22 protein-coding genes are annotated in these 23,619 nt (G+C 68.9%); 10 read left to right on the top strand and 12 right to left on the bottom strand.

Annotated elements, in window-relative coordinates; genetic code table 11:
• Positions 1-18: 18 nt before the first annotated feature.
• Genes CEB94_RS23580 through CEB94_RS23570 form a run of 3 tightly spaced genes read right to left on the bottom strand, consistent with a single transcriptional unit; the run spans position 19 to position 2,971 of the window.
• Entirely contained in the window at positions 19-1,326 is a 1,308-nt protein-coding gene (locus tag CEB94_RS23580; RefSeq protein ID WP_175434114.1) for a TadA family conjugal transfer-associated ATPase, read from the bottom strand.
• Positions 1,323-2,213, bottom strand: coding sequence for a hypothetical protein (locus CEB94_RS23575; protein ID WP_175434113.1), 891 nt, complete (start codon positions 2,211-2,213; stop codon positions 1,323-1,325). The genes CEB94_RS23580 and CEB94_RS23575 overlap by 4 nt, the downstream gene beginning before the upstream one ends.
• Before the next feature lie 17 nt (positions 2,214-2,230).
• A complete protein-coding gene (locus tag CEB94_RS23570) occupies positions 2,231-2,971 on the bottom strand; it encodes a hypothetical protein (protein ID WP_175434112.1) in 741 nt (246 codons plus the stop codon).
• Positions 2,972-3,507: 536 nt separating this feature from the next.
• Between CEB94_RS23570 and CEB94_RS23565 the strand changes: the two genes are divergently transcribed.
• Both CEB94_RS23565 and CEB94_RS23560 read left to right on the top strand, forming a co-directional pair.
• The gene (locus CEB94_RS23565) at positions 3,508-3,645 is read left to right on the top strand and encodes a hypothetical protein (protein ID WP_175434111.1); all 138 of its coding nucleotides are present in this window, start codon (positions 3,508-3,510) and stop codon (positions 3,643-3,645) included.
• A complete protein-coding gene (locus CEB94_RS23560) occupies positions 3,635-3,811 on the top strand; it encodes a hypothetical protein (RefSeq protein ID WP_175430197.1) in 177 nt (58 codons plus the stop codon). Before CEB94_RS23565 ends, CEB94_RS23560 begins: the two co-directional genes overlap by 11 nt.
• Here the strand turns inward: CEB94_RS23560 and CEB94_RS23555 are convergent, their stop codons facing one another.
• From CEB94_RS23555 to CEB94_RS23530, 6 genes are all read right to left on the bottom strand, one after another.
• Positions 3,812-4,972, bottom strand: coding sequence for an LCP family protein (locus tag CEB94_RS23555; protein WP_246111892.1), 1,161 nt, complete (start codon positions 4,970-4,972; stop codon positions 3,812-3,814).
• Positions 4,973-5,007: 35 nt separating this feature from the next.
• Positions 5,008-6,933, bottom strand: coding sequence for a bifunctional polysaccharide deacetylase/glycosyltransferase family 2 protein (locus CEB94_RS23550; RefSeq protein ID WP_175434110.1), 1,926 nt, complete (start codon positions 6,931-6,933; stop codon positions 5,008-5,010).
• Positions 6,934-7,446: 513 nt separating this feature from the next.
• Positions 7,447-8,286, bottom strand: a complete 840-nt coding sequence (locus CEB94_RS23545) for a hypothetical protein (protein WP_175434109.1) — start codon at positions 8,284-8,286, stop codon at positions 7,447-7,449.
• Positions 8,287-8,345: 59 nt separating this feature from the next.
• Complete coding sequence (locus CEB94_RS23540) at positions 8,346-8,924, bottom strand: hypothetical protein (RefSeq protein ID WP_175434108.1); 579 nt, start codon at positions 8,922-8,924, stop codon at positions 8,346-8,348.
• A gap of 46 nt (positions 8,925-8,970) precedes the next feature.
• On the bottom strand, positions 8,971-10,146 hold the full coding sequence (locus CEB94_RS23535; RefSeq protein ID WP_175434107.1) for a hypothetical protein: 1,176 nt from the start codon (positions 10,144-10,146) through the stop codon (positions 8,971-8,973).
• A 63-nt stretch (positions 10,147-10,209) separates the two neighbouring features.
• The gene (locus CEB94_RS23530; protein ID WP_175434106.1) at positions 10,210-10,785 is read right to left on the bottom strand and encodes a hypothetical protein; all 576 of its coding nucleotides are present in this window, start codon (positions 10,783-10,785) and stop codon (positions 10,210-10,212) included.
• Positions 10,786-11,283: 498 nt separating this feature from the next.
• On the opposite strand from CEB94_RS23530, the gene CEB94_RS23525 reads away from it, so the two are divergent.
• The 6 genes from CEB94_RS23525 (at position 11,284) to CEB94_RS23500 (ending at position 16,657) form a co-directional block, all read left to right on the top strand.
• Complete coding sequence (locus CEB94_RS23525; protein ID WP_175434105.1) at positions 11,284-11,634, top strand: hypothetical protein; 351 nt, start codon at positions 11,284-11,286, stop codon at positions 11,632-11,634.
• Positions 11,635-11,735: 101 nt separating this feature from the next.
• A complete protein-coding gene (locus CEB94_RS23520) occupies positions 11,736-13,127 on the top strand; it encodes a C2 family cysteine protease (protein WP_246111891.1) in 1,392 nt (463 codons plus the stop codon).
• Positions 13,128-13,174: 47 nt separating this feature from the next.
• Positions 13,175-13,519: a hypothetical protein gene (locus CEB94_RS23515; RefSeq protein WP_246111890.1), complete on the top strand. Its 345-nt coding sequence runs from the start codon at positions 13,175-13,177 to the stop codon at positions 13,517-13,519.
• Positions 13,500-14,267 carry a hypothetical protein gene (locus CEB94_RS23510; protein WP_175434103.1) on the top strand — a complete coding sequence of 256 codons (768 nt, stop codon included), beginning with the start codon at positions 13,500-13,502 and terminating at the stop codon, positions 14,265-14,267. Before CEB94_RS23515 ends, CEB94_RS23510 begins: the two co-directional genes overlap by 20 nt.
• A gap of 95 nt (positions 14,268-14,362) precedes the next feature.
• The gene (locus tag CEB94_RS23505) at positions 14,363-15,040 is read left to right on the top strand and encodes a hypothetical protein (protein ID WP_175434102.1); all 678 of its coding nucleotides are present in this window, start codon (positions 14,363-14,365) and stop codon (positions 15,038-15,040) included.
• Between the two features lie 180 nt (positions 15,041-15,220).
• Positions 15,221-16,657, top strand: coding sequence for a PE-PGRS family protein (locus tag CEB94_RS23500; protein ID WP_175434101.1), 1,437 nt, complete (start codon positions 15,221-15,223; stop codon positions 16,655-16,657).
• A gap of 56 nt (positions 16,658-16,713) precedes the next feature.
• Here CEB94_RS23500 and CEB94_RS23495 read toward each other — a convergent pair whose 3' ends face one another.
• Complete coding sequence (locus CEB94_RS23495; protein WP_175434100.1) at positions 16,714-17,553, bottom strand: hypothetical protein; 840 nt, start codon at positions 17,551-17,553, stop codon at positions 16,714-16,716.
• A 38-nt stretch (positions 17,554-17,591) separates the two neighbouring features.
• Positions 17,592-17,852 (bottom strand): hypothetical protein, encoded by a 261-nt coding sequence (locus tag CEB94_RS23490; RefSeq protein ID WP_175434099.1) that lies wholly within the window; start codon positions 17,850-17,852, stop codon positions 17,592-17,594.
• 204 nt (positions 17,853-18,056) lie between these two features.
• Between CEB94_RS23490 and CEB94_RS23485 the strand changes: the two genes are divergently transcribed.
• Together CEB94_RS23485 and CEB94_RS23480 are read left to right on the top strand one after the other, a co-directional pair.
• A complete protein-coding gene (locus CEB94_RS23485) occupies positions 18,057-18,317 on the top strand; it encodes a WXG100 family type VII secretion target (protein ID WP_031141039.1) in 261 nt (86 codons plus the stop codon).
• A 268-nt stretch (positions 18,318-18,585) separates the two neighbouring features.
• Positions 18,586-19,035 carry a hypothetical protein gene (locus CEB94_RS23480; RefSeq protein ID WP_175434098.1) on the top strand — a complete coding sequence of 150 codons (450 nt, stop codon included), beginning with the start codon at positions 18,586-18,588 and terminating at the stop codon, positions 19,033-19,035.
• 63 nt (positions 19,036-19,098) lie between these two features.
• Here the strand turns inward: CEB94_RS23480 and CEB94_RS23475 are convergent, their stop codons facing one another.
• The gene (locus CEB94_RS23475; protein WP_175434097.1) at positions 19,099-23,580 is read right to left on the bottom strand and encodes a type VII secretion EssC family protein; all 4,482 of its coding nucleotides are present in this window, start codon (positions 23,578-23,580) and stop codon (positions 19,099-19,101) included.
• Positions 23,581-23,619 lie beyond the last annotated feature (39 nt).

Genomic DNA, 23,619 nt, shown 5'->3' with positions numbered 1-23,619 from the left:
GTCGTGTTCATCCCCGGCTCACCCCCAGGTCCCGGTCGGCTGGTAGCCGTATGCCATCAGTTCCTCCAGGCAGGCTATGGGGGCGTGCGCCACGATCCGGCCGTCGGGAGCCTCCGCGAACACCTCGCTGGACAGCACCCGTCCGTCGACGCCGTTGACCTCGCGGACGGAGGTGACCATGCGCTGGAGGCGGCCGCCGTTGCCGTAGTTGTTGCGCCGCTGGATGAAGACGACGAAGTTGACCGCGCCCGCGATCAGCATCTGGCTGGCCTCGATGGGCAGCCGTTCCGTGGCCTGCAGCGCGTAGGTGGAAATACGGTTGAAGACCTCGTGCGAGCTGTTGGCGTGGATCGTGGACAGGGAGCCGTCGTTGCCCTGCGACATCGCGTTGAGCATGGTGACGATCTCGTCGCCGAGGACCTCACCGACGATGACGCGGGAGGGGTTCATACGCAGCGAGCGCCGCACCAGTTCCGCCATCGAGATGGTGCCCTGGCCCTCGGAGTTGGGCAGGCGCTCCTCGAAGGCGACGACGTTGGGGTGCAGGTCGGGGAAGGTGTCGAGGCCGAGCTCCAGGGCCCGTTCGACGGTGATGAGGCGCTCGTGCGGCGGGATCTCGTTGGCGAGGGCCCGAAGGAGCGTGGTCTTGCCGGCATTGGTGGCGCCGGCGATCATGATGTTCTTGCGGGCGCGGACCGCGCAGGCCATGAAGTGGGCGACCTCGGGCGACAGGGTGCCGTTGCCGACGAGGTCGGAGATGAACACCTTGCCCATGCGCGCCCGCCGGATGGACAGCGCGGGGCGTCTCGTCACGTCCATGACGGCCGACAGTCGCGAACCGTCGGGGAGCCGCAGGTCGAGCTGCGGGTTGGCGGAGTCGAAGGGACGCGAGGACAGACCCGAGTACGCGCCCAGCACCTGGATGAGCTCGATGAGCTCCTCGTCGGTCTCGGCGACGGGGTCGACCTTCTCCTCGCGCCCGTCGGCGTACCCGACGAACACCTGGTCGCAGCCGTTGATGTCGATGTTCTCGACCTCGGGGTTGTCCAGCAGCGGCTGGAGCCGGCCGACGCCGAACAGCGCGGCGTGCACGGCGGCCGCGTACTGCTCCTCGGTCTCGGCGTCCAGCGGCGTACGGCCCGCGTTGATCTCGGCGCGGGCGTACTCCTCCAGGATCTGGGCTATGACGGCCCGGGCGTACTGCCGTTCGTCCTCCGGGGACATCGGGGTGACGCCCGCGACCTGGTCCTGTCGGCGCTGCTCGGCGATGCGGTCGCCGGCGTCCTGACGGAACCGCTTGACCAACTGGTGGTCGACAGCGGTCATGTGCCGGCCCCCGCGTGGCCCTGCGTCTGGCCCGGGGCGTGCGGGGCGTGGTGGGCCTGGGGCACCGGGTTGGCCTGGGCGGAGGCGGCCCAGGCGGCGCCGTACTGCTGGTAGAGGTCGGCTGCGACCTTGCGGGCCGAGCGGATCAGCAGCGACTTGTCGAGGCGGCCGCGCTTGCGGCCGGCCAGCTGGTCGGCGCCGGCCGGGTCGTCGGCGAGGGTGCCGACCACGCGGGCGCCGGTCTGGGCGTGCACGAGCATGTCGTTGACCTGCGAGGCGAGCTTGCCGGCCGTACCGGTGTCGGCGATCAGGACGACGCCGATCATCGGGGTGGCGAGGCTCGCGGCGCCGCGGGGCCCGCCGTGCAGCTTGCCCGCGAGGGCGGCGGCACGGTCGCGGACGCGGGCGATGGCCTCCGGCTCGGTGCGCGAGATGAGCAGCACGAGCGCGGCGTGCGGGAACAGCTCCACGGCGGGGGTGTCGCCGCTGATGCGTCCGCAGTCGGCGATGACGTCGGCGGCTGCGTGCGGGGAGTCGGCCAGGGAGTTGAAGGCGTGCCCGAGGGTCGGCCACAGCCCCGCGAGTCCGGCGGCCTGCTCGGCGATGCCGAGCCCCACGAGGACTTCCAGTCCACCGCTCAGCGGCTGTACGTGGTCCCAGAGCTGGTCCGGCACGAGGCCGCGGCGTGCGGTCGCGGCGATGGACAGCATGCCGGTGTTGGGGTTGAGCGGTCCGCCGTGCGCGGCGGCACTGCGGTATACGAGGTCACCGCCCGCCGGGTCCGCCTCGGCGAGCAGGACACGCCGCGGCCAGACCGCCGCGAGGGCGACGGCCGCGGTGGTGACGCCGGGGGAACCCTTGTCGGCGGCGAGAGCGATGAGCGCCATGGGTCGGGTGCCGCCTTCTAGTTGCCGGAGTTACCGGGGACCTGGACGAGAGCGACCTCGCCGTTGGAGGCGGCCTGGGCCAGGTCGGCGGCCTTGTCGCTGTCGACGGTCAGGGTGACCGCGAGGTTGGTGCTGCTGACGATTTCGTCGCCGCTGTCCTTCGGGCCCGGGACGTAGGTGACGCGGGCGTTGTCGACGATGACGGAGCTGTTGGACGCCGATGACGAGGAGTTGCTGTTGCTGTTGCCCGAGCCGGAGGCGGAGCTGACGCGGTAGGCCGCGACGGTGTCGCCCTGCTTGATGCCGGTCGGGTACTGGCCGGCCTTGAGGGACAGGCCCACGGTGGCCTTGCCGGCGGCGACACCCGCCTCGTCGCCGAACATCTCGCCGACCGCGACGACTCCGGCGGGGATGGCGTTGACGGCCTTCAGCTTCTGCTTCTTCAGCTGGTCCAGCTGGGTCCACTCGATGTAGTGGATGCTGTCGTCCTTGGCGACCATGACGGGGGTCGAGTTCGACGTGTTGACCGAGCCGCCCGCGGGGATCGCCTGGGTGACCTTGACGACCTCGATGCGCTCACCGACCTGGAGCACGAGCATGGTCGCGCCCAGGGCACCCATCAGGATCAGCAGCACCGCGAGCGCGGCCAGTGCCGGTTTGCGCTCGCGAGGCGGAGTGGGAAGCCGGTCACCGACCGACGGCTGAGCCGGAACGGCAGAACGGCCTGCGCCCGCCCCCGTACGCTCTTGGATCTTCACGCAACCGCTCCCCGTACACCCAAGAAGATGTCTGTCATGTGCCTTCAAATTCGGACACTTCGCCCGCGTCGACCCGCACGGAGAAGTACGGGACGGGCCGGACGCACCCGCCCGACCTGGGCGAATAGCCAGCACTGGGGGTGAGTGTCAAGCCATCGCACCGTATCAGCCGCACATAAGCCCCTCAAGGCGCGTCCGGCCCCACGGGCCGCAGGCTGCGGCCTGTTATCCATCTGCAACGTCACGCCCACTCAACCCTGCCGGGACCAGCCCCACATGACGGCGGCACCTGTGCACCAGCGAATCGCCACGGGCGCCAACCGTCTGTGCCGATCGGCAGGTTCGTCACCTTCCGGCCATCATGCCTGCACGATTCACTCACGAAGCCGGGCCGAGGCGTCGCACGGCTCGGCCCTCGTGGGGGCGACGGCCGTCAGCGTCCAAGGGCGTGGACATGTACGGCCTGTAGCGGTCGCGAAGATCCAAGTAGAGTGCCGCGCGGGCAGCGATCGGACCGCGGGGGCATCCCCGGCCGGTTGCTGAAGCTGCCCGACCCCTCCCTCGGCAACACCCGCCTGACCTACTACGACGCGACCGACGGCCCCCTGACCGCCCTACCCGGTGGAATCGCCCGGCTCATCGACAAGGTGAGGGAGACCGCAGGTGTCCACTGACGAGGACGCGCTGCGGGACCGCCGCGCCCCAGAGGTGCTCACCGACACGGACGAGAACGGCCGTACGGTGCCCTACTTCGAGGCTCCGGCCGGGCGGAGCGCCTGGGCGGCGAGCGGGTACGGCCCGCCGATGCCCCCGTCGGCCGGGCTCGGCAGGGCTCGTTGATCAGCCGGGCGGCCGGTCCTCACGCAGGGCTCTGAACAGGGCGCGGGCCCGCCGGTCGTCCCACTTCACCGCGCTGCCCTTGGAGGTGCGCAGATCCGGGTCGGCCACGGGCACGTTGAGCTGTCGGCCACCGCCGCCCGTGGCCTTGCGCAGGGCCTCGAACAGCGCCATGAGGTCGGGCAGTTCGGTACCGTCGTCGACGATGAGCGTGTCGAGTCCTGCGCCCAGGGTCGGGAACGACTTCGACGGGTCGGCGAGAGTGGCCGGGTCGGCCGCCTTCCGGGCGAGGGCGGCGAGGAACTTCTGCTGGTTGCGGGTGCGGCCCAGGTCCCCTTGGGCCTCCTGTTTGCGCTGCCGTACGAAAGCCAGCGCCTCGGCGCCGTCGAGGGTCTGGCAGCCGGCGGGCAGGTTCGCTCCGGAGTCCTTGTCCCGCACGGGCCGGCCCAGGCACAGGTCGACGCCGCCGACCGCGTCCACCACGCCCACGAAGCCGGCGAAGCCGATCTCCGCGTAGTGGTCGATGCGCAGGCCGGTGTTGCGTTCCACGGTCCGCACCAGCAGGCCGGGGCCGCCCAGCGAGAACGCGGCGTTCAGCTTGTTCGGCGCGGCCCGGTAGCCGCGGCCGGTGCCCGGGTCGACGTAGGGCGGGAGGGTCACCCAGGAGTCGCGCGGCAGGCTGAGCATCGTGGTGCCGTTCGCGCCGGTGTGCAGCAGGATCACCGAGTCGGTACGGCGGCCCTCGGCCGAGCCGGTGTTGAGGTCCTTGCGGTCCTGCTCCGACAGTCCCTCGCGGCTGTCGGAGCCGACGACCAGGTAGTTGGTGCCCTCGCCCGGCGGCACCCTGCTGCCGAGCGCACCCAGGTCGACCTGCTGGTCGAGCCGGGTGTCGGCCCAGACGTACGTACCGGCGCCGCCGAGCAGCAGCGCGGACGACAGGACGGCCGCCGTCCGCAAGTACCGGCGGCGACGGCTGGGCCGGCGCCGGTTCCTGCTGCCCGGGCCGCCACGCGGATGAGGGCCGCTGTCATAGCGTCCGGGGGCGGCGGGCGAGGGCATGCCGGGCAGCGGGGCGGTGCGGGTCGAGGGTGGCGGGGCCAGGGGTTCCCGCCGTGGGGTCCACTCCGGCGGGGATGTACCCGGGCGGTCGGTCCAGTCGCTCATCGACGCCTCGAAGGTGCTGTGGGGGGGCTCTCGGGTCAGCGCATCGGCACACTCCTATACGGGACGGGCCCACCGATCTGTTCAGCGGCCGTCCCGGACCGCTGCATCCGCTGCCATCGCAGCCGGCTGCCGAGCAGCAGCGCGACCAGCGACTGGATGACGACGAGATACATCAACTGCCGGTAGACGACGATCTGGAACGGCATCGACCACAGGGCCCGCACCGGCTCGCCGTCGAGCCTCAAGGCGTATCCGGAGCAGACGATCTGCCCGCCGAGGAACGCGAACCAGACGGCGGCCGACTCCCACGGGTCGCGGAACAGCACGCCGTAGAGGGCATAGACGTCGATGACGGGCGCGAGCAGCGGCAGCGCGACCTGGAAGAGCGCGAGATACGTCAGCCCGCGCCGCCCGAACCGCCCGGCGGGACCGGTGCCGAGCAGCGCTCCGCGGTGCTTCCACATGGCCTGCAGCGTGCCGTAGCACCACCGGTACCGCTGCCGCCACAACTGCCGGACGGTGGTGGGCACTTCGGTCCATGCGACGGCGGACTCCTCGTACAGCACCCGCCAGCCGGAACGCCACAGGGCCATCGTCAGGTCGGTGTCCTCGGCGAGGGTGTCCTCGCTGACCCCGCCGACACCGATCACCGCGTCCCGGCGGAACGCCCCGATGGCACCCGGCACGGTCGGCATGCACTCCAGCACCTCGAACATGCGCCGGTCGAGGTTGAACCCGAACACGTACTCCAGATGCTGCCACCGTGCGAGCAGGCTGCGCCGGTTTCCGACCTTGGTGTTGCCGCTGACGGCACCCACGGCCGGGTGCGCGAGCGGCTGCACGATCCGCTCGACGGCGTCGGGCTCGAAGACCGTGTCGGCGTCGACCATCACGACGATGTCGTGGCGGGCGTGAGCGAGCCCGGTGTTGAGGGCGGCGGCCTTGCCGGCATTGGCCTGCCGTACGACCTCCACCCGCGCATCCCCCGTGTTCTCGGCGATGTCGGCGGTCCGGTCGGAGGACCCGTCGTCGATCACGATGACCTGGAGTTCCCGATGGGTGGAGTCGAGCAGCGACCGCAGGGTCGACCCGATCCCGGCCTCCTCGTTGTACGCCGGGACGAGCACGGTCACGGGCCCCGACGTGTCCCGCATCCAGGGCGCACCGGTCCGGAAACGCTCCAGCCGCCGCACATGGGCCCGGGCGAAGAGCGCGAGCAGCAACAGCCGCAGCACGCCGAGGCCACCGGCGACGCCGAGGATCCAGATCATGGCAGTGGAGAAGACCTGCCCGAGGCCGGTGATCCGGATCAGCCCCTGCCCGGCCCACCGCTCGACCAGGGACGGGGACGCGTAGGGAACGAGCCCGATCCCCTCCGACACGGTGGTGAACCGGTCGACGGTCCGGTTCTTCAGAAGCCTGCGCGCCTCCTGATAGGCGCTCTCCGTCTGGCTGAGCTGCCGGACGATCCCCTGTTCCGGCCTTCGCGAGCCCTTGTCGGCGGCGACGAGCACGTACCCGTGCCCGGTTGCCTGCCGTGCGGCCTGCCACTCCCGTCCGCACAGGGTGTCGGGGAACGTGGTCCGTGGCATCCGCAGCAGATTGGTCCGTACGCCGGTGGTCCCCGCGAGGGCGCTCTGCGTCAGCTCCAACTCGGCCTGGAAGCGGGGCCCGGACGACTCCCCCAGCACGGCCCCGGTGTACGTGTTCGACCCGATCTCATGCCCCTCGGCCCGGATCCGCCGCACCAGCTCCGGATGCCGGGCGGCCTGAGCACCGTGCACGAAGAAGGTCGCCCGGGCGTTGTTCCTGCGCAGCAGGTCGAGCAGCCGGGGCGTCCAGACGGGGTCGGGCCCCCCGTCGAAAGTGAGCGCCACGGTCCGGGCGGGCATCGACGCGGTCCGTATCCCGTCCCCGTTGATCCCGATCACGGGCCCGCCCTTGGCGACGGCCTCCGGCACCGGTGCCGTACAAGGCGACCGCGCCTTCGCGGCGTCGACCTCGTGCGAGGTCCAGCCCTCGAAGAGCAGCAGGGCGAAGACGAGGGGGAGGGTGAGGGCGAGCAGGAGCCAGTGGGCTCGGGGGTCGCGGGATTGTTTGTGACGGGCCCGGGCTTTGGACGCGAGGGGGTTCAGGGGACGTCACCGCCCCCGGGCTCCGGCCATCGCCCGGCTCCCGCGCCCTCGGCGGGCTGTCTTCTCCACACGCTTCCGTTGAACGCGCCGAATGCTGGGGGTGCCGTATACGCCGTGGTGCTACGGGAGTTGCGCATGGGGCGCGAGTGTAGTTTCGGCGGCCGGGCCGTACGGGTGGAACGGCGACCTTCACAGGTTGGCGGGTTCGCGCGCCGGAACGGCACCTTCGGCAACGCCCAGCTAGGCCCGGGCTCTCACAGACCGGACCAAGCCGTGCCGAGCGGCGGACACTTTTGCCGCTGCGCGGCACGACCCGGCATGATTCCGGGCAGGCGCCACTCACCCTGGGTGCGGCGCCGTCGCGAACTCCTCCGCGGCCGGAAGCAGATCGGTGATCAGCTGCCAGACCTCCTTGGCATCGACCCGGACCAGCCTGAGCGGAGTGTTCTCATCCACCTGGCCGGGCAGGATCGGCTCGGCGGGTAGTTCACGGTGCCAGTAGCCGAGAGGGCCGCAGTCCCACACCGCGAATCCGCGCACCTGCCGGGCAGGGGCCCCTTCGTCGTGCCCCTGCCACGCAGCGGTCATCCGCCAGCTGGAACGCATCCCGGCGATCAATTTGGCAAGGGTGCTGAGTTGTGACTTCCGGGTGAGCCCGGCGCCCTTCAGCGCCTCTGCTATCCGGTCGGTGCCCTCCTCGGCCGTCAGACCCTGGAGGCGGTCCAGGGTGGCGAGCCCCGCGTCGAGGACGGCCATCGTGGCATCGATCTCGGGCGTGGCCACGTCCACCTGGTCATCCCCCTGGAGGTTGACCATCCGCGCCAGCGCCCAGACGAGCATGTTCGGCTCCAGCCGGACATACTCCGACTCTGCTGAGCCCGGCCAGGACTCATGGGAGTAGACGTAGCCGTCGCCGATGGTGACGCCGTGGTGGAGGGTGCCGTGCTCACCGAGCGCCTCCACGTGGAGGACGACGGTGGGAGCCCGCAGGGTGCTGACCAGCGGGCTCAGCGCGAAGTCGAGGTTTCCGGCCTGGTCGGTCAGGCCGGCCTCGCGCAGTTCGCGTTCGGCCTCGGCCAGCTCCGAGGGCACCTCCTCCCCTTCGATACGGTGACCGAGGACGGCCAGGTGGTTCTCGGCAAGCCGGAACCGACCCCGCGTGCTGTCATACGAGGGCATTGGGTGTCGCTTTCGTCAGCGGAAACGTTTGCCGGTGATGGCTCAGGGAGTTCATGGGGTCAGTGGAAGACGTCCAGCCACTGCATCGACCTGCCGAAGAAGGCCCGAACGGCCCCGCCTCTGGTGAGGTTTCGGGTGTTGACGCCGCACATCACGGCGGCCAGGGCGAGGTCGGTGGCGTCGGCCGGACCCAGGACGGTGAAAGTGGCCTTCTTCCGCGCACCGCTGCCGTGGCGACGGATCCGGACCTCCACCCCGTTCCGGGTCAGGGCCCGGTCGCGGTGCCGTGCGCTGGTCGCCAGGTAGCGATACTCCCGCCCGGCAACCTGCATCCGCACCGCGCGTCCGGCTCTGGTCTGTGCCCAGCGGTTGCGCTTGAGCCGGACTCCGGTCCCGCCGACACTGAGCTCCGCCATGTAGAGCGAGGGCTTTCGTCCGTAGGCCCAGCCCATGAAGGAGGTGACCGGCACCGTGTCGCCTTTGACCTCGGTCACATGACGGTCGCCGCGCCGACTCGCCGGGTAGACCACCTCGATCCTGCCGAACTCGCCTGCCGTGCCCCGATAGCCGAACTTCCAGGCCAGCCGATGACCTGAACGGTCCTCCCAGTGGTCGAGCGTGTACGTGTGCTGCTGCATGGTTCCTTCCCTCGCGCCGCTCGGCGCGGATGTGCCACGGTCGGCATCAGTCGAACGGATTGAGGGCGCTACCCAGTGCCTTGGCACCGTCGGAGATGGCCTCACCGGCCTTGTCGGCCTTGTCACCGACCCAGTCCGCGGCCTCCTCCGCACCATCGCTGATGCTGTCCCAGTTGTCCCATACCAGTGTTCCGGCATAGGCCAGGCCAGTGCCGACAGCCAGACCGATGGTGACCGGGTTGGGGGCGACCATAGCGGCGGTGAGCGAGGCGTTGAAGGCCGTACCGGTCCAGTTGGAGAGGTACTTGGCCTTGTCCTCCTTCCACGCCTTGCCGTGATCCATGGTCGCCAGGTTCGCGACACCCCAGGCGGTGGCACCGACGGAACCGACGATGCCGGCGCCGCGCATCCATCCGGCGGCCTTGGCCGCGTTGGCGAGACCACCGCGCTGAGCGACGCGGAGCAAGTTGGCCTCGGTGGAGGTGGGCATGTAGAAGGCGCCGTTGCGCATGTATCCGGCGAGCATCGCCGCCTCATCGGAGCCGGAGAGCACGCCGACGGGCACTCGGCTGAGCCAGCTCCCGGCCCGGGGAATCCTGGACAGTTTGTCCCAGTGACCGTTGATCAGGCGGGCGGTGAAGGTGCCCGGCGCATTGAGCACTTTGGAGCTTTTGAAGTACGAGATGAGGGACTTGCCGCCCAGCAGCGCCGTGGTCGACGACGTGAAGAAGGCCGACAGGTTGGCGGCCCCCTCGATGTACGTCGCGACCGCCTTGCCCAGTTTCTCGTTGCCGGTGAGCTGAGTGACGGCGTCGCCCTGCACCCTGACGAGCCAGTCGTCGAGAGTCTCGCCGTCCTTCTTCTTGAGCCAGCCATCGTCGACTTCGCCGTCGGACGCGGTCGCATTGGCCACCAACAGGACGTCTGGTGGCAGATCCTTGTTCTTGAGCTGCTCAGGGGTGAATCCGGCAAGCAACAGTCCGGCCAGCGGATCGCCGTCCTCAAGGCGAGCATAGGCTGCCTTCCTGCGGAGTTCGGGCGCCGTTTCCGACAGCCAGGAATGCATCGGGCGTATCGCGGTCAGTTTGCCGGACACCCCGAGCGCCGAGGCCCGCGTGAATGCCTCGCCGAGTTTGTCCCCGACTCCTCCCCGCCCATCGAGCAACTTGGCCAGTTGCTCCAGGTCTTGCGGGTTCACCACTCTGTTCGGCTTACCGGTCACAAGGCTCCTTCAGATGATCAATTCGGCTCCTTGGTTGTTGGGCCCAGGAGCCGGGCCCCGGCTTCAGGTCTGCCGGGCTCGCATGAGTGCGTCCAGCAGTGCCTCACGGTGGTGGGTGGCGATCAGCAACGACTCACCCTGTGCGGTCTCGACCACGATCTGATCCATGCCCGTCGGCACGGACCATCCCCCACCCATGATCCGGGGCGGCTCGGTCGCACGGCTCCTCCGCCGCAACTCCGCGAGCTCCTCACTCGACCGCGAGGCCAGGGACGCTGCCCACTCCGCGTCCGACGGCTGATCACGAGCCTCCCGAAGTGAGTCGACTGTCAACGACTCCACCGGAATCGTCTCCCGTCCCACGGTCAGCTGCCCGCTTCGGACATGGACTCGATGATAGATGCGCTTTGAAATCGGAACGGCATTGAATACGAGCGCGATAAGCGTCGAGAAACCGAGAATGACGAACCAGACCGTGCTTTCTTCAGGAAGCAGGATGCCGGCCTGATAAGCGACCCAGCCGGCTATCACCGTCGTGGTAGCGATCGTCCAGCGCCTCGGCAGCTTCTCCTCATACACCACCGCCTGCCCGTACGGCACCGTCGATGCACCCGCTCCATGACCGTCCGCGCCGCCCACGATGGTCCCCTTACGTTCCGCTTGGCTTCCGACCCGCTCAGGCTACCCACCGCCCACAACAGCGAGCTGAGGACTGCCCCTCGGCGACTCGTACGGGCGCCGCCGGTAGCAGCTCGAATGTGAGTCCCCGACCCCATCGCCTGACCCTTTCCCTCTTTCCTCCGAACCCCGGCCGACCGGGGCGGCGCACGCAAAGCCACTGCAAAGCCAAGGTAATCGCAAGGCCGGGAGCCAAGATACCCGGGGACCATCGGCACCATGTAGGGACTACCGGGCATAGCGGATGTTGTCGGACCAGAGCAGGCGCAGCCCCTCTCGGCGCGATCAGCGGGTGCTCGCAATGAGAGGGCCTTATGGATTGTGGCGACCATGTGACGGTCGGGGAGATTTCCAACGCCTTCAGATGGTCGAGCACCACCCCCGTATGCTTCCCCAGCGATGCTGTGGGCCAATGCGCGAGCGCGGTAGGCACCAGCAGCAAACGGGGAGGAAGAGAACGTGGGGCCCACGCCGGGCGATGACGCAGCCGAATTGAAGAAGCGGGCCGAACGGTTGCGGGATTGTGCGCGGGAGGCGCGGGCGCTGGCCCGCAGGCTGGGGCCGTATCTCGACGACGCGGTGAAGAAGGCCACCCCGCGCGCCGCCGCCTTCCGTACCGGTGGCGACGAGGGCGCGATCTGGCAGGGCCCGTTCGCCGACGAGTGCACCGCCAAGCTCCAGCAGCGACAGCGCGTGCTGAGCGGCATGGGCACCGCGCTGTTGGCGGACGCCACCCGATGGGAGGGTCAGGCTGACGAACTGGACCGGCAGGCCGAGGACAAGGCCAAGGCCGGAACGGGCGGCAGCTGATGGTCTTCAGGGGATTCGACGCCCCCAAGCTGACGGCTCTCGCCGGCCGGCTGGACACCCTCGCTCAGAACTCCGGGAAGCTTCACTCGCAGCTGGCGTCCGTGCTCACCACCGCTCAGCAGAACCTGCCGTCGGGGCAGAACGCCTCCCGGAACCCGGATCTCCAGGACCTCGTCGGCGATGTGGTCCCGATGCCGTCGTTCTTCCGTCGCCCGCGCCTGCCCGGTTCCCTCGGTGGTGAGCTCGGTGACATGCAGTCGTCGATGAAGCGCCGTATCAAGCAGCTCGAGGGACTTCAGGAGCTGGAGCAGCGGGGTTATCCCGTCAGCGAGAACAGCGTCTTCCTCGACGAGAAGGCGCCTGACGCCAAGAAGATCGACGAGGCCTTGCGCCACCTTCGTGAACTGCACGGCAAGGACTTCGGCACCAACGGCAACCGCGACGACTTGGAGCAGATCTCCGGCGAGCTCGACGGGCTGACAGCCGCCGAGCTGGACACGTTGGTGACGAAGGCGTCGCCCAGGGACCTAACCTTCTACAACCAGCTGCTCACCTGTACTGACGACTCCGCCTGGAACCCGTTCGACCACAACGGGCTGCCCGAGGACAAACGCCGGAACACGCTGAGTCTGATGCTGTCCAAGGTGAGTCCGGAGAAGGTGGGCAAGTTCACCGCTGCCTTTCCCGGGGTGCAGCCCACATTCACCAACACCGCCGCGTATGAAGACGGGGGCAACGAGCAGAACGGACAGAACAACTCGGGCATCCACTGGCAGGCGCCACCCGATCCGCTGTTCAAGGACTCGGTGAGTGTGGACGACATCCACCAGCGGCAGTTCGGGGACTGCTGGTACGTCGCCTCGCTCGCCGCCGTCGCACAGAAGGACCCGCAGTTCATCCGAGACGGCATCAAGCAGAATCCCAATGGGACCGTGAGCGTGCGCGTCTGGGACGAGGGGGGCAACTACCAGTGGGTCACCATGACCGCGGATCTGCCCTGTGACACCAATGGCAACCCGATCAGCACCTACGGTAACGGGGAGTCCTGGCCGGCGTACTACGAGAAGGCTTTCGCCCTTTCGTACACGGGCGACGACGAGGGCGAGCGCGGCTACGGTGGGATCGAGGGCGACGATCCCAAGCAATCCGCGCCCTACCTGACGGGCAACGGCGGAGAGGACCTGAAATCGGGCGGGTTCCTCGGCATCGGCGAGCACGAGGACAAGAGTCTGTCGTCACTGAAGAAGGAGTTCGACTCCGGCAGGGCGGTGACGGTGTACACCCCGGCTGACGAAGGCCTGGACGACGACCACCCCGCGGAGTGGGGAGACACCTATCACAGTAACCACGCCTACTACGTCCGCGGGTTCACCGATGACGGCAAGGTCATTCTCGGCAACCCTTGGGGAAGCGACGGCTATCCCCCGATCGAGGTGTCACAGGAGCAGTTCAACAAGTACTTTGCGGGACCTGAGGCTTTCGATGTCTCGTGAGACGGGCCCACGAGGGTGCGGACGAGAATACGGACGTGGTGAGTCCAGTGACTGAGCGCGCGCGGGTGAAGTACCCATTCGAGATCAACGGCCGTTGGGCACTTCGATACCACATCCCGTATGAAGTGGAGCACGAGGGCCGCTCCTACCACATCGTTGCGACCCTTTTCGCCAAGCCAACGGTGCACGGCCGGATCCACGTCGGCTGCGAGGGTGAGCCCTTGGTCCGGTACGACGATCTCACTCCCGGAGACACCGTGGAGATCACCGGAGACGAGTGGCGAGTGACCGCCGTCGACTACCGGACTCGCATCGTGCTCGAACGCGTAGAGGGCCACGTCGCGCCCGACCGCGAGGGCAAGGAGGAGACCGGTGGCGAAACCGGTGAATAGCAGGTACGTCGTCGCGAGCACCGTGGTCCTGTTCGCACTGTCGGGGTGCGGAACGTCCGACGGGGGTGGCGACGGCGACGGCGTGACAGCCCCGCCCGCACGGGACAAGGGCCCCTTGTGTGCCGGCGAAGCCACCGCGGGCGGTCTGCATGTGCTGCGCGGGGGCGGCTTCCGGCTGCCCGGTGGCGGGGGCGTGCAGTACGCGGCAGCCCATGCCGACGGCAACACCCGCAGCGCCACCGTCCGGGACGGGGCCAGGTACGAGGCGGGCCAGAAGCAGCAGACGGTCGAACCCGGGCAGCGGATCACCGTCTCGGGACATGGCTACACCGTCACGCAGATCTGCTCCTATCGAGTCGTCCTGGAGCCGCGGGACGAGAAGGTCGGAGCCGCGGTGGCTGCGGCCCCCGACTCACTCGAGTCTCAGGGGGGTCCAGCGGACGACGGCCTTTGCTTCTCCACCAACCGATCAGTGCTGGCCGCTGCCTCGAAGGGGTTCCCTCCCAAGGGAGGAACCCAGTCCCTGCTCGACAACAGCGGTGTGTGGACCTCCCCCACCGGCTTGTCGATCACAGCCCACGTCGGCAGCGACGCACAGACCGGCGGGATCAGCGCGAGCTGCGCGGGCATCAAGGTGGCCGGTTACGAGGACGTCCGAGTCGGCGACACGGTCGAGTTCGCGAACGTGTTGTTCAAGGTGTCGGAGTTGTCGGACGACGTCGTGCGGATGAAGCGGACAAGCACGTAGCACGCGCAGGAGTGCACACCCGGCCTCCCCACCGAGCGAACTCACCGGCTGGGGTTAGGGTCGGAACCCATCCCTGAAGCGACCCGGAGAGCACCGTGTTCGGCAAGAACAGGCACGTCGACGAACCTCCCATCCCCGTCGTCCCGTGGACGGACGCTTGGGAGTTCGCCCTCACCGACGAGGAACGGCCTGCCGCGGGACAGCGCAAGCGTGCCGCGCTCGGCGTCCGCGCATTCAGGGTTGCGCAGGGTTCAGGTGTCCAGCGTGTCAACGCCCCCTGTGCCTTCTTTCCGCCGCAGTCCTCGGCTGCGGACGCTCGGCGCCTGTACGAGGACGCCGAGGGCGGCAGGCTGATCTGCTCGCTCGACGAGCCGCAGGACGTCGAGGGCCGGCGCCACTACACGGTGCGCGACGAGCGGGGAGAGGCCATCGGAACCATCCAGCGCATCGCTCCGCTGAAGCACGCCCTGAAGCCCACGTGGCGCATCGCCCAACCGGGGCACCCCGAGATCGTGAGCAGCGCGGAGTGGGCGCAGGGCGGCCCCAGGGAAATGGTCCAGCGCGGTGCCGGCAAGCTGCTGCTGGGCGTCGTCCAGGCCGTCGCCGACATGGGCGCGGAAGGCGGTGACCAACCGGCCAAGTCGCGGGTCCTCGAATGGAAATCCGGTGACGAACTCGTCCTGACCTCCGAGGGCGACCTCAGGTTCCTGGTTCGGGCCGCGTGGCTGGACCGACGCCTGGTCTTCGCATACGCACTCCTGCGTACAGGGTGAGAACAACACCGGAACGTGCGGTGCAGAGGCTGCGATCTCCCTCAAGAGTGCGTATGCACACGGTAAAGAGACAGTGATCCAACGGTTTCGCGGGAACCCTTGTCCGTAAAATGGGCCAGCGACTTCACAGCCTTGACCGGCTGGTTCCGGAACACGGCTCTGGGGATTTGAAACGTGGGCATGCGGAATGTGAATCCGGACGACCTGGACCAGCTCGCGAAGCTGCTCGACGGGCGCGGCGGGGTCCAGGACAAAGTGGATGAGGCATTCACCAGAGCGTCCAGGCTCGGCGTGACGAGCAAGTTGACCACGCTCAAGCCCTTGCGCGGCTGGGTCAAGGACACCGCACCGGACTTGCGTAAGCGGGCCGTCTTCGCACGGCTGGAGAGCGGTGACCCGCAGGCCGGACTCACGTGGGCCGGGTTCAGCCCCAAGGAGATCGAGAAGTACAAGAGCGAGGGCCTCGGCCCCGACGCCCTCCTGCTGGCCAACTCCGTGGCGGCCAGCGACGATCCGAACGCCTACAAGTTCAAGCGACAGCCCGACGAGTCGCTGGCCGACTGGATCGAGCGCCTGGAGGCCCACGCCATCGCCCAGATCCCCGGGCTCCAGCCGCACGAGGAGACGATCGCCTCCATGATCGGCCTGTACGGCGACTGGGGCTCGGTGACCGCCGCCACGGCCGTCGTCACCCTCCAGGGCACCTCACTGACCAAGGTGCTGCTGGGCAACTCCCTGAAGACGGGCGCCCTTCGGACCTGGAAGACGCGGCTCGGCGTGGTCCTGCGCGGCTCCGAGAGCGGGCTCATACGGTCCGCGGGCAACGGCCTGATCAAGTGGACTCCGAAACTGCGTTCACTGAGCGCGCCGGGCAGTTGGCTGCCCGGTCAGCTCGGCTCGCTCTTCGGCCGGAGCACCACCTATCAGAGCCTCTCCCGCATCCCCCTCACCAGCGGCATTCGCGGAGACCTGATCGGCCAGGGTTACAACTGGGCGCGCGCCACGCCTTTGATGAACACACTCCGCGCCAACGGCGTCATCGACTTCCTGGTCGGCTCCGACCAGGCGGCCAAGATGTACGGCGGTTTCACGCACTCCGGCCAGGCTGTCGCCCGCGCCGGCAACGCGAGCCTGATCAAGGTGTTCACCAAGGCCGCGAACAGCCAGCGGTTCGCCAACTCCGTGGCGGAGGCCACCAACGCCGCGCGGGGCGCGGGGGCCCTCCGTACCGGCCTCGGCGCCGCCGCCAAGACCGCAGGGTTCCTGCGCGGCGCCGGCATCGTGGGCGGTGTCCTGTCGACCGGCTTCAGCGCCGCCAACGTCATTTCTCAGGGCAACCCCGTCGACGCCTTCAAGAAGAAGGGTGCGGCGTACGTCGCCGACGTCGCCGAGGTCGGCTTCAACGCCTCTCTCACGGCCGCCATGGTCGCCCCGAACCCGGTCACCATCGGCCTCGCGGTCGGGACGGGTCTCGTCTACGGCGGTGCGAAGGTCGTCCAGCACTGGGACGACATCAAGGAGGGCGCGGGCAAGGCGGCCGGCTGGGTCGGCGACAAGGCCAAGGACTTGGGGAAGAGCATCGCCAAGTCCAAGGCGAATCCGATGAACTGGTTCTGACTTACGGCTCGGGGACTGAGGGTGATTACACCCGGTCACGTACGGCACTCCAGGGGCTACTCGTCCGCGATCAGCAGTTCTTCCTTGTCCGGCAGTAGATCCGTGATCTTCTCCCAGACTTCGGCGGAGTTGGACTTCACCAGGACAAGTGCGCTGTCCGGGCCGACCTGACCCGGCATGATGGGCTCTTCGGGCTGTTCGCGGATCCAGTAGCCGAGCGGCCCGCAGTCCCAGACGGCCAGGGCGCGGACCATGGTGGAGCGCTGCCCCTCGTGTTCGCCGTCCCAGGCGGTGGTGATGCGCCAGGTGGCGTTCAAGGAGACGACCAGGTCCAGGAACTGGCCCAGGGCCGGATCCGTGAGGTCGGTGTCCGCCTCGACGAGTGCCTTGCGAACAAGGTCGCGGGTCGTGTCGTCATCGGCGCCGGGCTCTTCCAGGGCGACGAACGCGGCGTCCAGAGCACCCATGGTCGTCTCGACACGGACCTCGGGAGCGCCTTCCTCCGGCTTCTCCGTCCGGTGCAGGTTGACCTTGCGGGCCAGTTCCCACACGAGGGTGTTCGGCTCGATGGAGACGTACTCGGACTCCTCCTCCCCCGGCCAGCCGTCGTGTGAGATCACGGCCTCCTGGCCCACGATCACACCGTGGTTGACCACGCCGTGCTCGCCTGTGATCTCCACCTGGACCATGACCATCGGGTCGGCCAGGACGCCGAGCGGCTGGCGGAGAACGGGAGCCAGTTCTCCCTCCTCACCGACCAGGCCGATGCGCTGGAGCTCGACCAGTGACTCCCACAGCTCCTCGGGGGGCGTCTCGCCGTCCAAGAGGTGTGCGAACACGGCGATGTGACGGTCGGCCAGCCGGAAGCGGGCCCGGGAGCTGTCGTAGGAGGGCACTGGTGCGAATTCCTCTCGCTGCAACAGGGGCAGCCCTGCTACTTCTTCTCGTCCTTCAGGTCCTTGGCGTCCTGCGCGCACTGGTGCGCTTCGTCGCGCAGCGCCTTGGCGACCGTGCCGCACGTCGTGTGCCACGTCTTGAGCCGCCCGCGCACGTCGTCCGCGTTCGGACCCGACCAGGTCTTCATACCGGTGGTGCTGTGCTTCTTGGCCGCATCGACAAGTGAGTCGATGTGGTCAGCCAGCGACCTCAGCTGGCCGGCCCGCTGGTTGAGTTCCTGAATGTCTGGATTTGCCATAGCAGCCTCCCCCGCTGTCCCAGGAGCCCCAGCATACTGGCGCAGCGTGTAGACCTTCATAAGCCTTCTGACCCGGGCCAACACCACTCGTTCACATGAAACCCCCATCTCCGAAGGTGCTGGATTGCAACTACATCTGGTGCGGTAGCGTCCCTTGTTGCAAACGGATAGTCCGTTTACGTGTGTGACACGGGGAGGATCGCCATGGATCGCGGTGCAGATCTCACTCAGCTTCGGGAGCTGTCCAAGCTCTTCGGCAAGAAGGCCACCGACCTCCAGGGCCTCATCAAGGCTCTGGAGTCCGCCACCAGCCACAGCTCGGGGTACTGGAAGGGGCCCAAGGCCGACCGCTTCCGGAACGACTGGCACGACATCAAGCCGACGTTCGACAAGTGGGTCGACACGCTGAACGAGGCGAGCAAGTCGGCCAACACCAGCGCCGACAACATCGAGCGCGCGACCTGAACGGACGCGGCACGCGCGGTCGCTGCGGCCTGCCGGGGCATTCCTTCGAGGTCGTCGAACCTCGAAGGAATGCCCCGTCTGCTCGGCCCGGTGACATTGCATGACTAAGAAGAGAAGAAGACGCCCTGCGGAGCAGTATCAACTCCCGCCTCATGTCAAAAGAGGCCGCCAGGACGTCGCCAAGGCAAAGGCGTGGAAGCCGCACCGTCCGCTTCCGCAACGCCGCGTGATCCTTGCGGGGTTCGGCCTATTTCTGTTGTGCGTAGGGATGACCCTGTTCTTCTTGCTCCCGTCGCGCTCCTTGGTTCAGGACCTGCGGTCCCGCGGAGTGAGCGCCGCTGCCACGGTCATTGGTGTCGACTCGAAGCCGAAGTACATCCGGGTCCGTCTTGTGAGCAGTCCCAAGGCAGGCACCGAGGCCAAGCTTTCGGAATACGCCGGGATGCTTCCCGAAACGGAAACGGGCGCTTCCGTGATCGTCACATACGACCCTGAGGCCCCCTCCCGGGTCCTCACTCAGGGCTGGGTAGCGGACCCGCCGGCGAACCTGCCGGCCTACGGCACTTCGGCTCTGGCGGTCATCTGCCTCGGCCTCACCACGGCAGTGATCTGGCGCCGTCTCCGGATTCTTCGCACGCTCGGCCCGGAAGAGTCCCCAGCCGCATCGACGGGTGGCAAAGAGCCGAGCGACGAGAGCGTTCGCCACACGAAGTCATAGCTCGCAGTAACAGGAAAGCAGCGCCGAGGGGCTCCCGCTCAGTGAGCGGGAGCCCCCCTCGGTTCAGCCGTTCGTCACGGCCTGCACCGGTACGAACGCCCCGCCGGCCACGAACAATCCGCTGCCCGCTGCCCCGCCCCCGCTGTTCGCGGGCAGCCGGATGCCGAACAGTTCGCCGTCCGAAGAGCTCTGCGGTGTCAGCAGCATGCCGTTGCGGGACTTTCGGGCCTCGACCGCGAAGCCCCGGTACTGGCCGGACAGGGAGTCCGTCGTGCCGGCGGCGAGCAGGCCCACACCGCCATCGGCTCCCTTGCGGATGACCCCTTCCAGGGGCTCGTCCAGCGATGTGTCGTAGAGGAGTTCGGCGTCGTCGACCACGACCACGTACGGCCGTCCGCCGAGCTGGTCCTGAAGCTCCTCCAAGTCGTCACCGGAGCTTTCCGCGTTGAGGACACCGAGGACCCCTTCCCGGCCTTCCAGCTCCCGCAGCGGAGAGCGGCGAGGTGCCACGACGACCAGCGGAGTGCCTGCGCGCAGAAGGGACTCGGCGGCGCAGAGCAGTGCCGTGGAGCGGCCGGACTTCGGCGGGCCCGCGATGACGAAGCCGGGTCCGTTCTCCTCCAGGTCGATACCGATGGGGTGGAGTTCATCGCCGCCCACGGCGAGCAGCGCCCACAGGGGCGACGGCGGGACGAAGTCCGGGTCCAGAGCCATGGCCTCCGACGCCGTGACGCGCGTCGGCAGGGCGTCGACCCGCAGGGGGCGGCGGCCCGCCGGAACGCGACCGTAGTGGGCTCGCGCCTCTTCCGCGATCTCTCGGAGCGCACGGACCTGGGCCTGGCCGGCCGGGTCCTGCGCCAGCAGGCCGATCTGCGTCTCGTCCACGCCCGTGTCCGTGATCCGCAGGGCGCGTCCGGGCGGCATGTTCTTCGGGACCTCGCGGGCCTGGAGACCCGCCGTTGAGTAGTCGTTCGGGTCGGCGAAGCGCATGACGAGACGGTCGGAGAAGGCCGAGGAGACGTGACCGCTGAGGCCACTGCGGTCTGCCGTCATGACGACCTTCAGCCCCGCTGCGGAACCTTCGCGGAAGAGACGCTGGGCCGCTTCCAGCAGCTGACCGTAGTTGTAGTTCTCGAAGGTCGACGCGAAGCCCTCCCAGCTGTCCAGGAGCAGAACCATCCAGGGCAGGCGCTCCTCCGGGGACGCTCCAGCGCGCTGCTCCGCCGCGCTCGACGCCCCCTCCATCGCCAGGAGTTGCTGGCGACGGGCGATCTCCACCTGCAGGCGCTGAATCAGTCGGCGTACGCGGTCCGGCTCGTCTCGGGTCACGACGGCGCCCACGTGGGGAAGGCGGACCAGGGGCAACAGGGCGTTGGAGCCGCAGTCGATGGCGTAGACGTGCACGTCGAGCGGGGAGGTGTTGCGGGCCAGTGAGCCGGCAAGGGTACGCAGCGCCGTCGAGCGGCCGGAGCGAGCGCCGCCGAGCAGCAGGGTGTGCTCGCCGTGGACCAGGTCCAGGGACACCGGCAAGCGGCTCTGCTTCGCCGGCAGGTCGACCAGGCCGTAGGGGATCGGGGCCACGTCGTCGCCCGGGGTGGTGACCGGTGCGCCGCCGTACCTGGACAGTTCGTCGAGCGTGACGGACTCCGCCAACGGCGGCAGCCACGGGCTGCGCTGCTCTCCGAAGCCCATCCGCTCCGCGCCGTCGCGTACCGCGTCCACGAGGACGGCCAGGTCGGTGACCATCGTGCCGTCGTCCTCGGCCTCGTCCCGCTTGGGCAGCGGGCGGGCATAGGCGTTCCAGGGCAAGGGGACCAGTGTGGCCTTCGGGCCCGTCTGGCCCGTGGCGGGGCGGCGGCCACCGATGCGGGCCGACTGCACACCGACCAGGGACTGGGCACCGGAGCGGACGTACATGCGGCCCGGAGTCGACTTCGAGATCGCGCCGGAGTCCGGAGCGTCGATCACGTCCATCGACTCGGCGGCGTCGGTCACCCGCAGGGCGATGCGGAGGTTGGTGTTGGCACGGATGTCGGCGCTGACCACACCCGCGGGACGCTGCGTCGCGAGGATCAGGTGCACGCCGAGCGAGCGGCCTCGGCGTGCGATGTCGACCAGGCCCGCGATGAAGTCGGGCAGTTCCGCCACCAGGGACGCGAACTCGTCGATGACGAGCACCAGCCGCGGCATCGGCTCCAGTTCGGGGCGGAGCTTGCGGGTGTCGTTGTAGTCCTCGATGTCCTTGGCGGCGGCGTCGAAGAGGATCCGCTCCCGGCGGTGCAGCTCTGCCGCGAGCGAGGCGAGGGCCCGCTCGGTCAGGTGGGCGTCGAGGTCGCTGACCATGCCGACGGTGTGCGGCAGGCGGGCGCAGTCCATGAACGCGCTGCCGCCCTTGTAGTCGATGAGGACGTAGTTCAGGGCGTCCGGGCGGTTCGCCACCGCCAGCGAGGCGATGATCGTCTGCAGGAGTTCGGACTTACCGGCACCCGTTGTACCGGCGACGAGCGCGTGCGGCCCGTCACGGCGGATGTCCAGGACGAAAGCGCCGTCGGCGGCGAGGCCGATGGGTGCGGACGTCGTCGAACCGCCCGCCTGCCAGATGCGTTCCACGTCGGTACCCGCCGGGTTGGGCAGGTTCAGCAGGTTCAGCAGCCGGGCCGAGGTGGGCAGCGCGGAATCGGCGTCGTCGCGACTGACATCGCGGATGGGGGCGAGAGAGCGGGCCAGGAGTTCGCACCATTCGTACGGAACCTGGTCGGCCAGGACATCGCCGATGGCCTCCAAGCCGTAGCCACGCACCCGGACATGGTGGGCTGCGTCCGGCGACCAGGCCACGACGGCCTTGCACTCCTCGGGGAGCAGCCGCTCGTCCTCGTCGATGCAGAGAGCGAAGATGCCGTACTGCGGTCCCTCGGTCAGGAGTTGCGGGACGCCGGGTACGCGGCGCAGCAACCGTGCTCCGTCGAGTATCAGGAGCACGTTGGCGTCCGGGTACAGCTGGCCCGTCATGTTGTGCTGCTCGCGGGCCGCCTTGCGCCGAGCCAGCTCGTTGAGAAGTTCGTTGACCCGGCGGCTGATGCCCTCCGAGTCGAAACCGACCAGGGCGACGCAGTCCTGCCCCTCGTCGGGGTTGGTGTGCGGCAGCCAGTGCGCCCAGTGCCATTCGGCGCCGGCTGCGGGCGTGGCGGCCAGGGACACCAGTGACAGGTCGCGGGGGCTGTGCAGCACGGCGGCTTGAACGCTCAGCCAGCGCGCGGTGGCGAGGGCACGGGCACGGTCACCCGCGATGCCGACCACGCCGAGCCGGGCGAAGGGCAGGGTGACCGGGACGTCGGGGAGGACCGGGGGCTCCGGGGGCTCCTCGTCGTGCGCCGAGCCGCCACGTGCGAAGACGAGTTCCACGTCGGAGGGCAGGGCGCCGAGCCCGATACGCAGCTGCATCGCATCCGGGTCGGTGAGCCGGCGCTCCCAGAGGCGACGGCGGGGGCCGGTCGCGAAGAGCAGGACCTCTGCGGGGTCGGGGTTGTCCTCGCGGCGGGCGTGCTGTTCTTCCTTGCTGAGGGTGACGAGTTCGGCCTCGTGGGCCGCGAGGTCCTTCCTGTACTGCTTGAGGGACGTCTTGTGCTTCTTCTTGCCCTCGCGGTTCTCACTGATCCACTGGCCCAGCATCATGAGCGGGCTCATCAGGCAGAACAGCAGCATGTAGATCTGTTTGGTGAAGAAGTACATGGCCAGCCCGAACAGCATGGGCATGAACGCCATGATGAACTGGAACCGCGCCCGTTCCCCCTTGCTGGGCGGTACCGGCACGGCCAGCCGTCGCCGGGGCCGCAGTGGCGACAGCCGAGGGGGACGGTTGTAGGCGAGACCGCCTTCGCTCATCAGGGACAGGTGCGCGTCCGGCTCGGCCACCTTGTCGAGGACCAGCAGCGAGTCGCCCACCCGTACGACACCGCCGAGCGGCCATGCAGTCCCGGCCGTCACCGCGTCGTCATTCAGCCGGACACCGGCCCCGGCCTCCGGGGTGAGGGTGACGTTGCCCTGAAGGTCGATCGTCAGCCGGAGGGCGACCGGCGGCAGTGAGCCGTCCGGCAGGGGGAGCGAACAGGTCGGCGCGGATCCGGCAGTGGCCGCGCCGACGCCCAGCCGGACCACCCGCCCGGAACCGGGACCGCCCGCCACCCGCAGTTCGTACTGCCCGACCGGCTCGCCCTTGCGCAGCAGCGGGCCTATCGAGCGGTCGACGGAGACGCGCATGCCGTCCCGCAGGACGCCGGCCGCCGGTGCCGCCGGGTCGCACAGCTCGCCGTCTGCCCACAGCGCCGGCGCCCCGGCCACCGCGGTTCCGTAGCCGGGCAGCGAAGCCAGTGAGGTGCCGGGCATGGCCAAGACGTTCCCCGAGCCGACACCCCGCGGGTCGATGGTTTGTCCGACGGCCTGCGCCAGCACCTCCGCGACATCGCCTGCCGTGGCGGTGTCGTCGGTGGTGACGACGACGTCCTCCGGCTCACCGCCTTCGCGTACGACCGTGACCAGCATCCGCATGATGGTCGTCCTCCCCGTCGGCCCCTGTGGCCACGTTCG

It is taken from the genome of Streptomyces hawaiiensis (assembly GCF_004803895.1).
Classification (GTDB): Bacteria; Actinomycetota; Actinomycetes; order Streptomycetales; family Streptomycetaceae; genus Streptomyces; species Streptomyces hawaiiensis.
The sequence above is the reverse complement of the archived record's forward strand: the minus strand, read 5'-3'. Positions and strand labels throughout refer to the sequence as shown.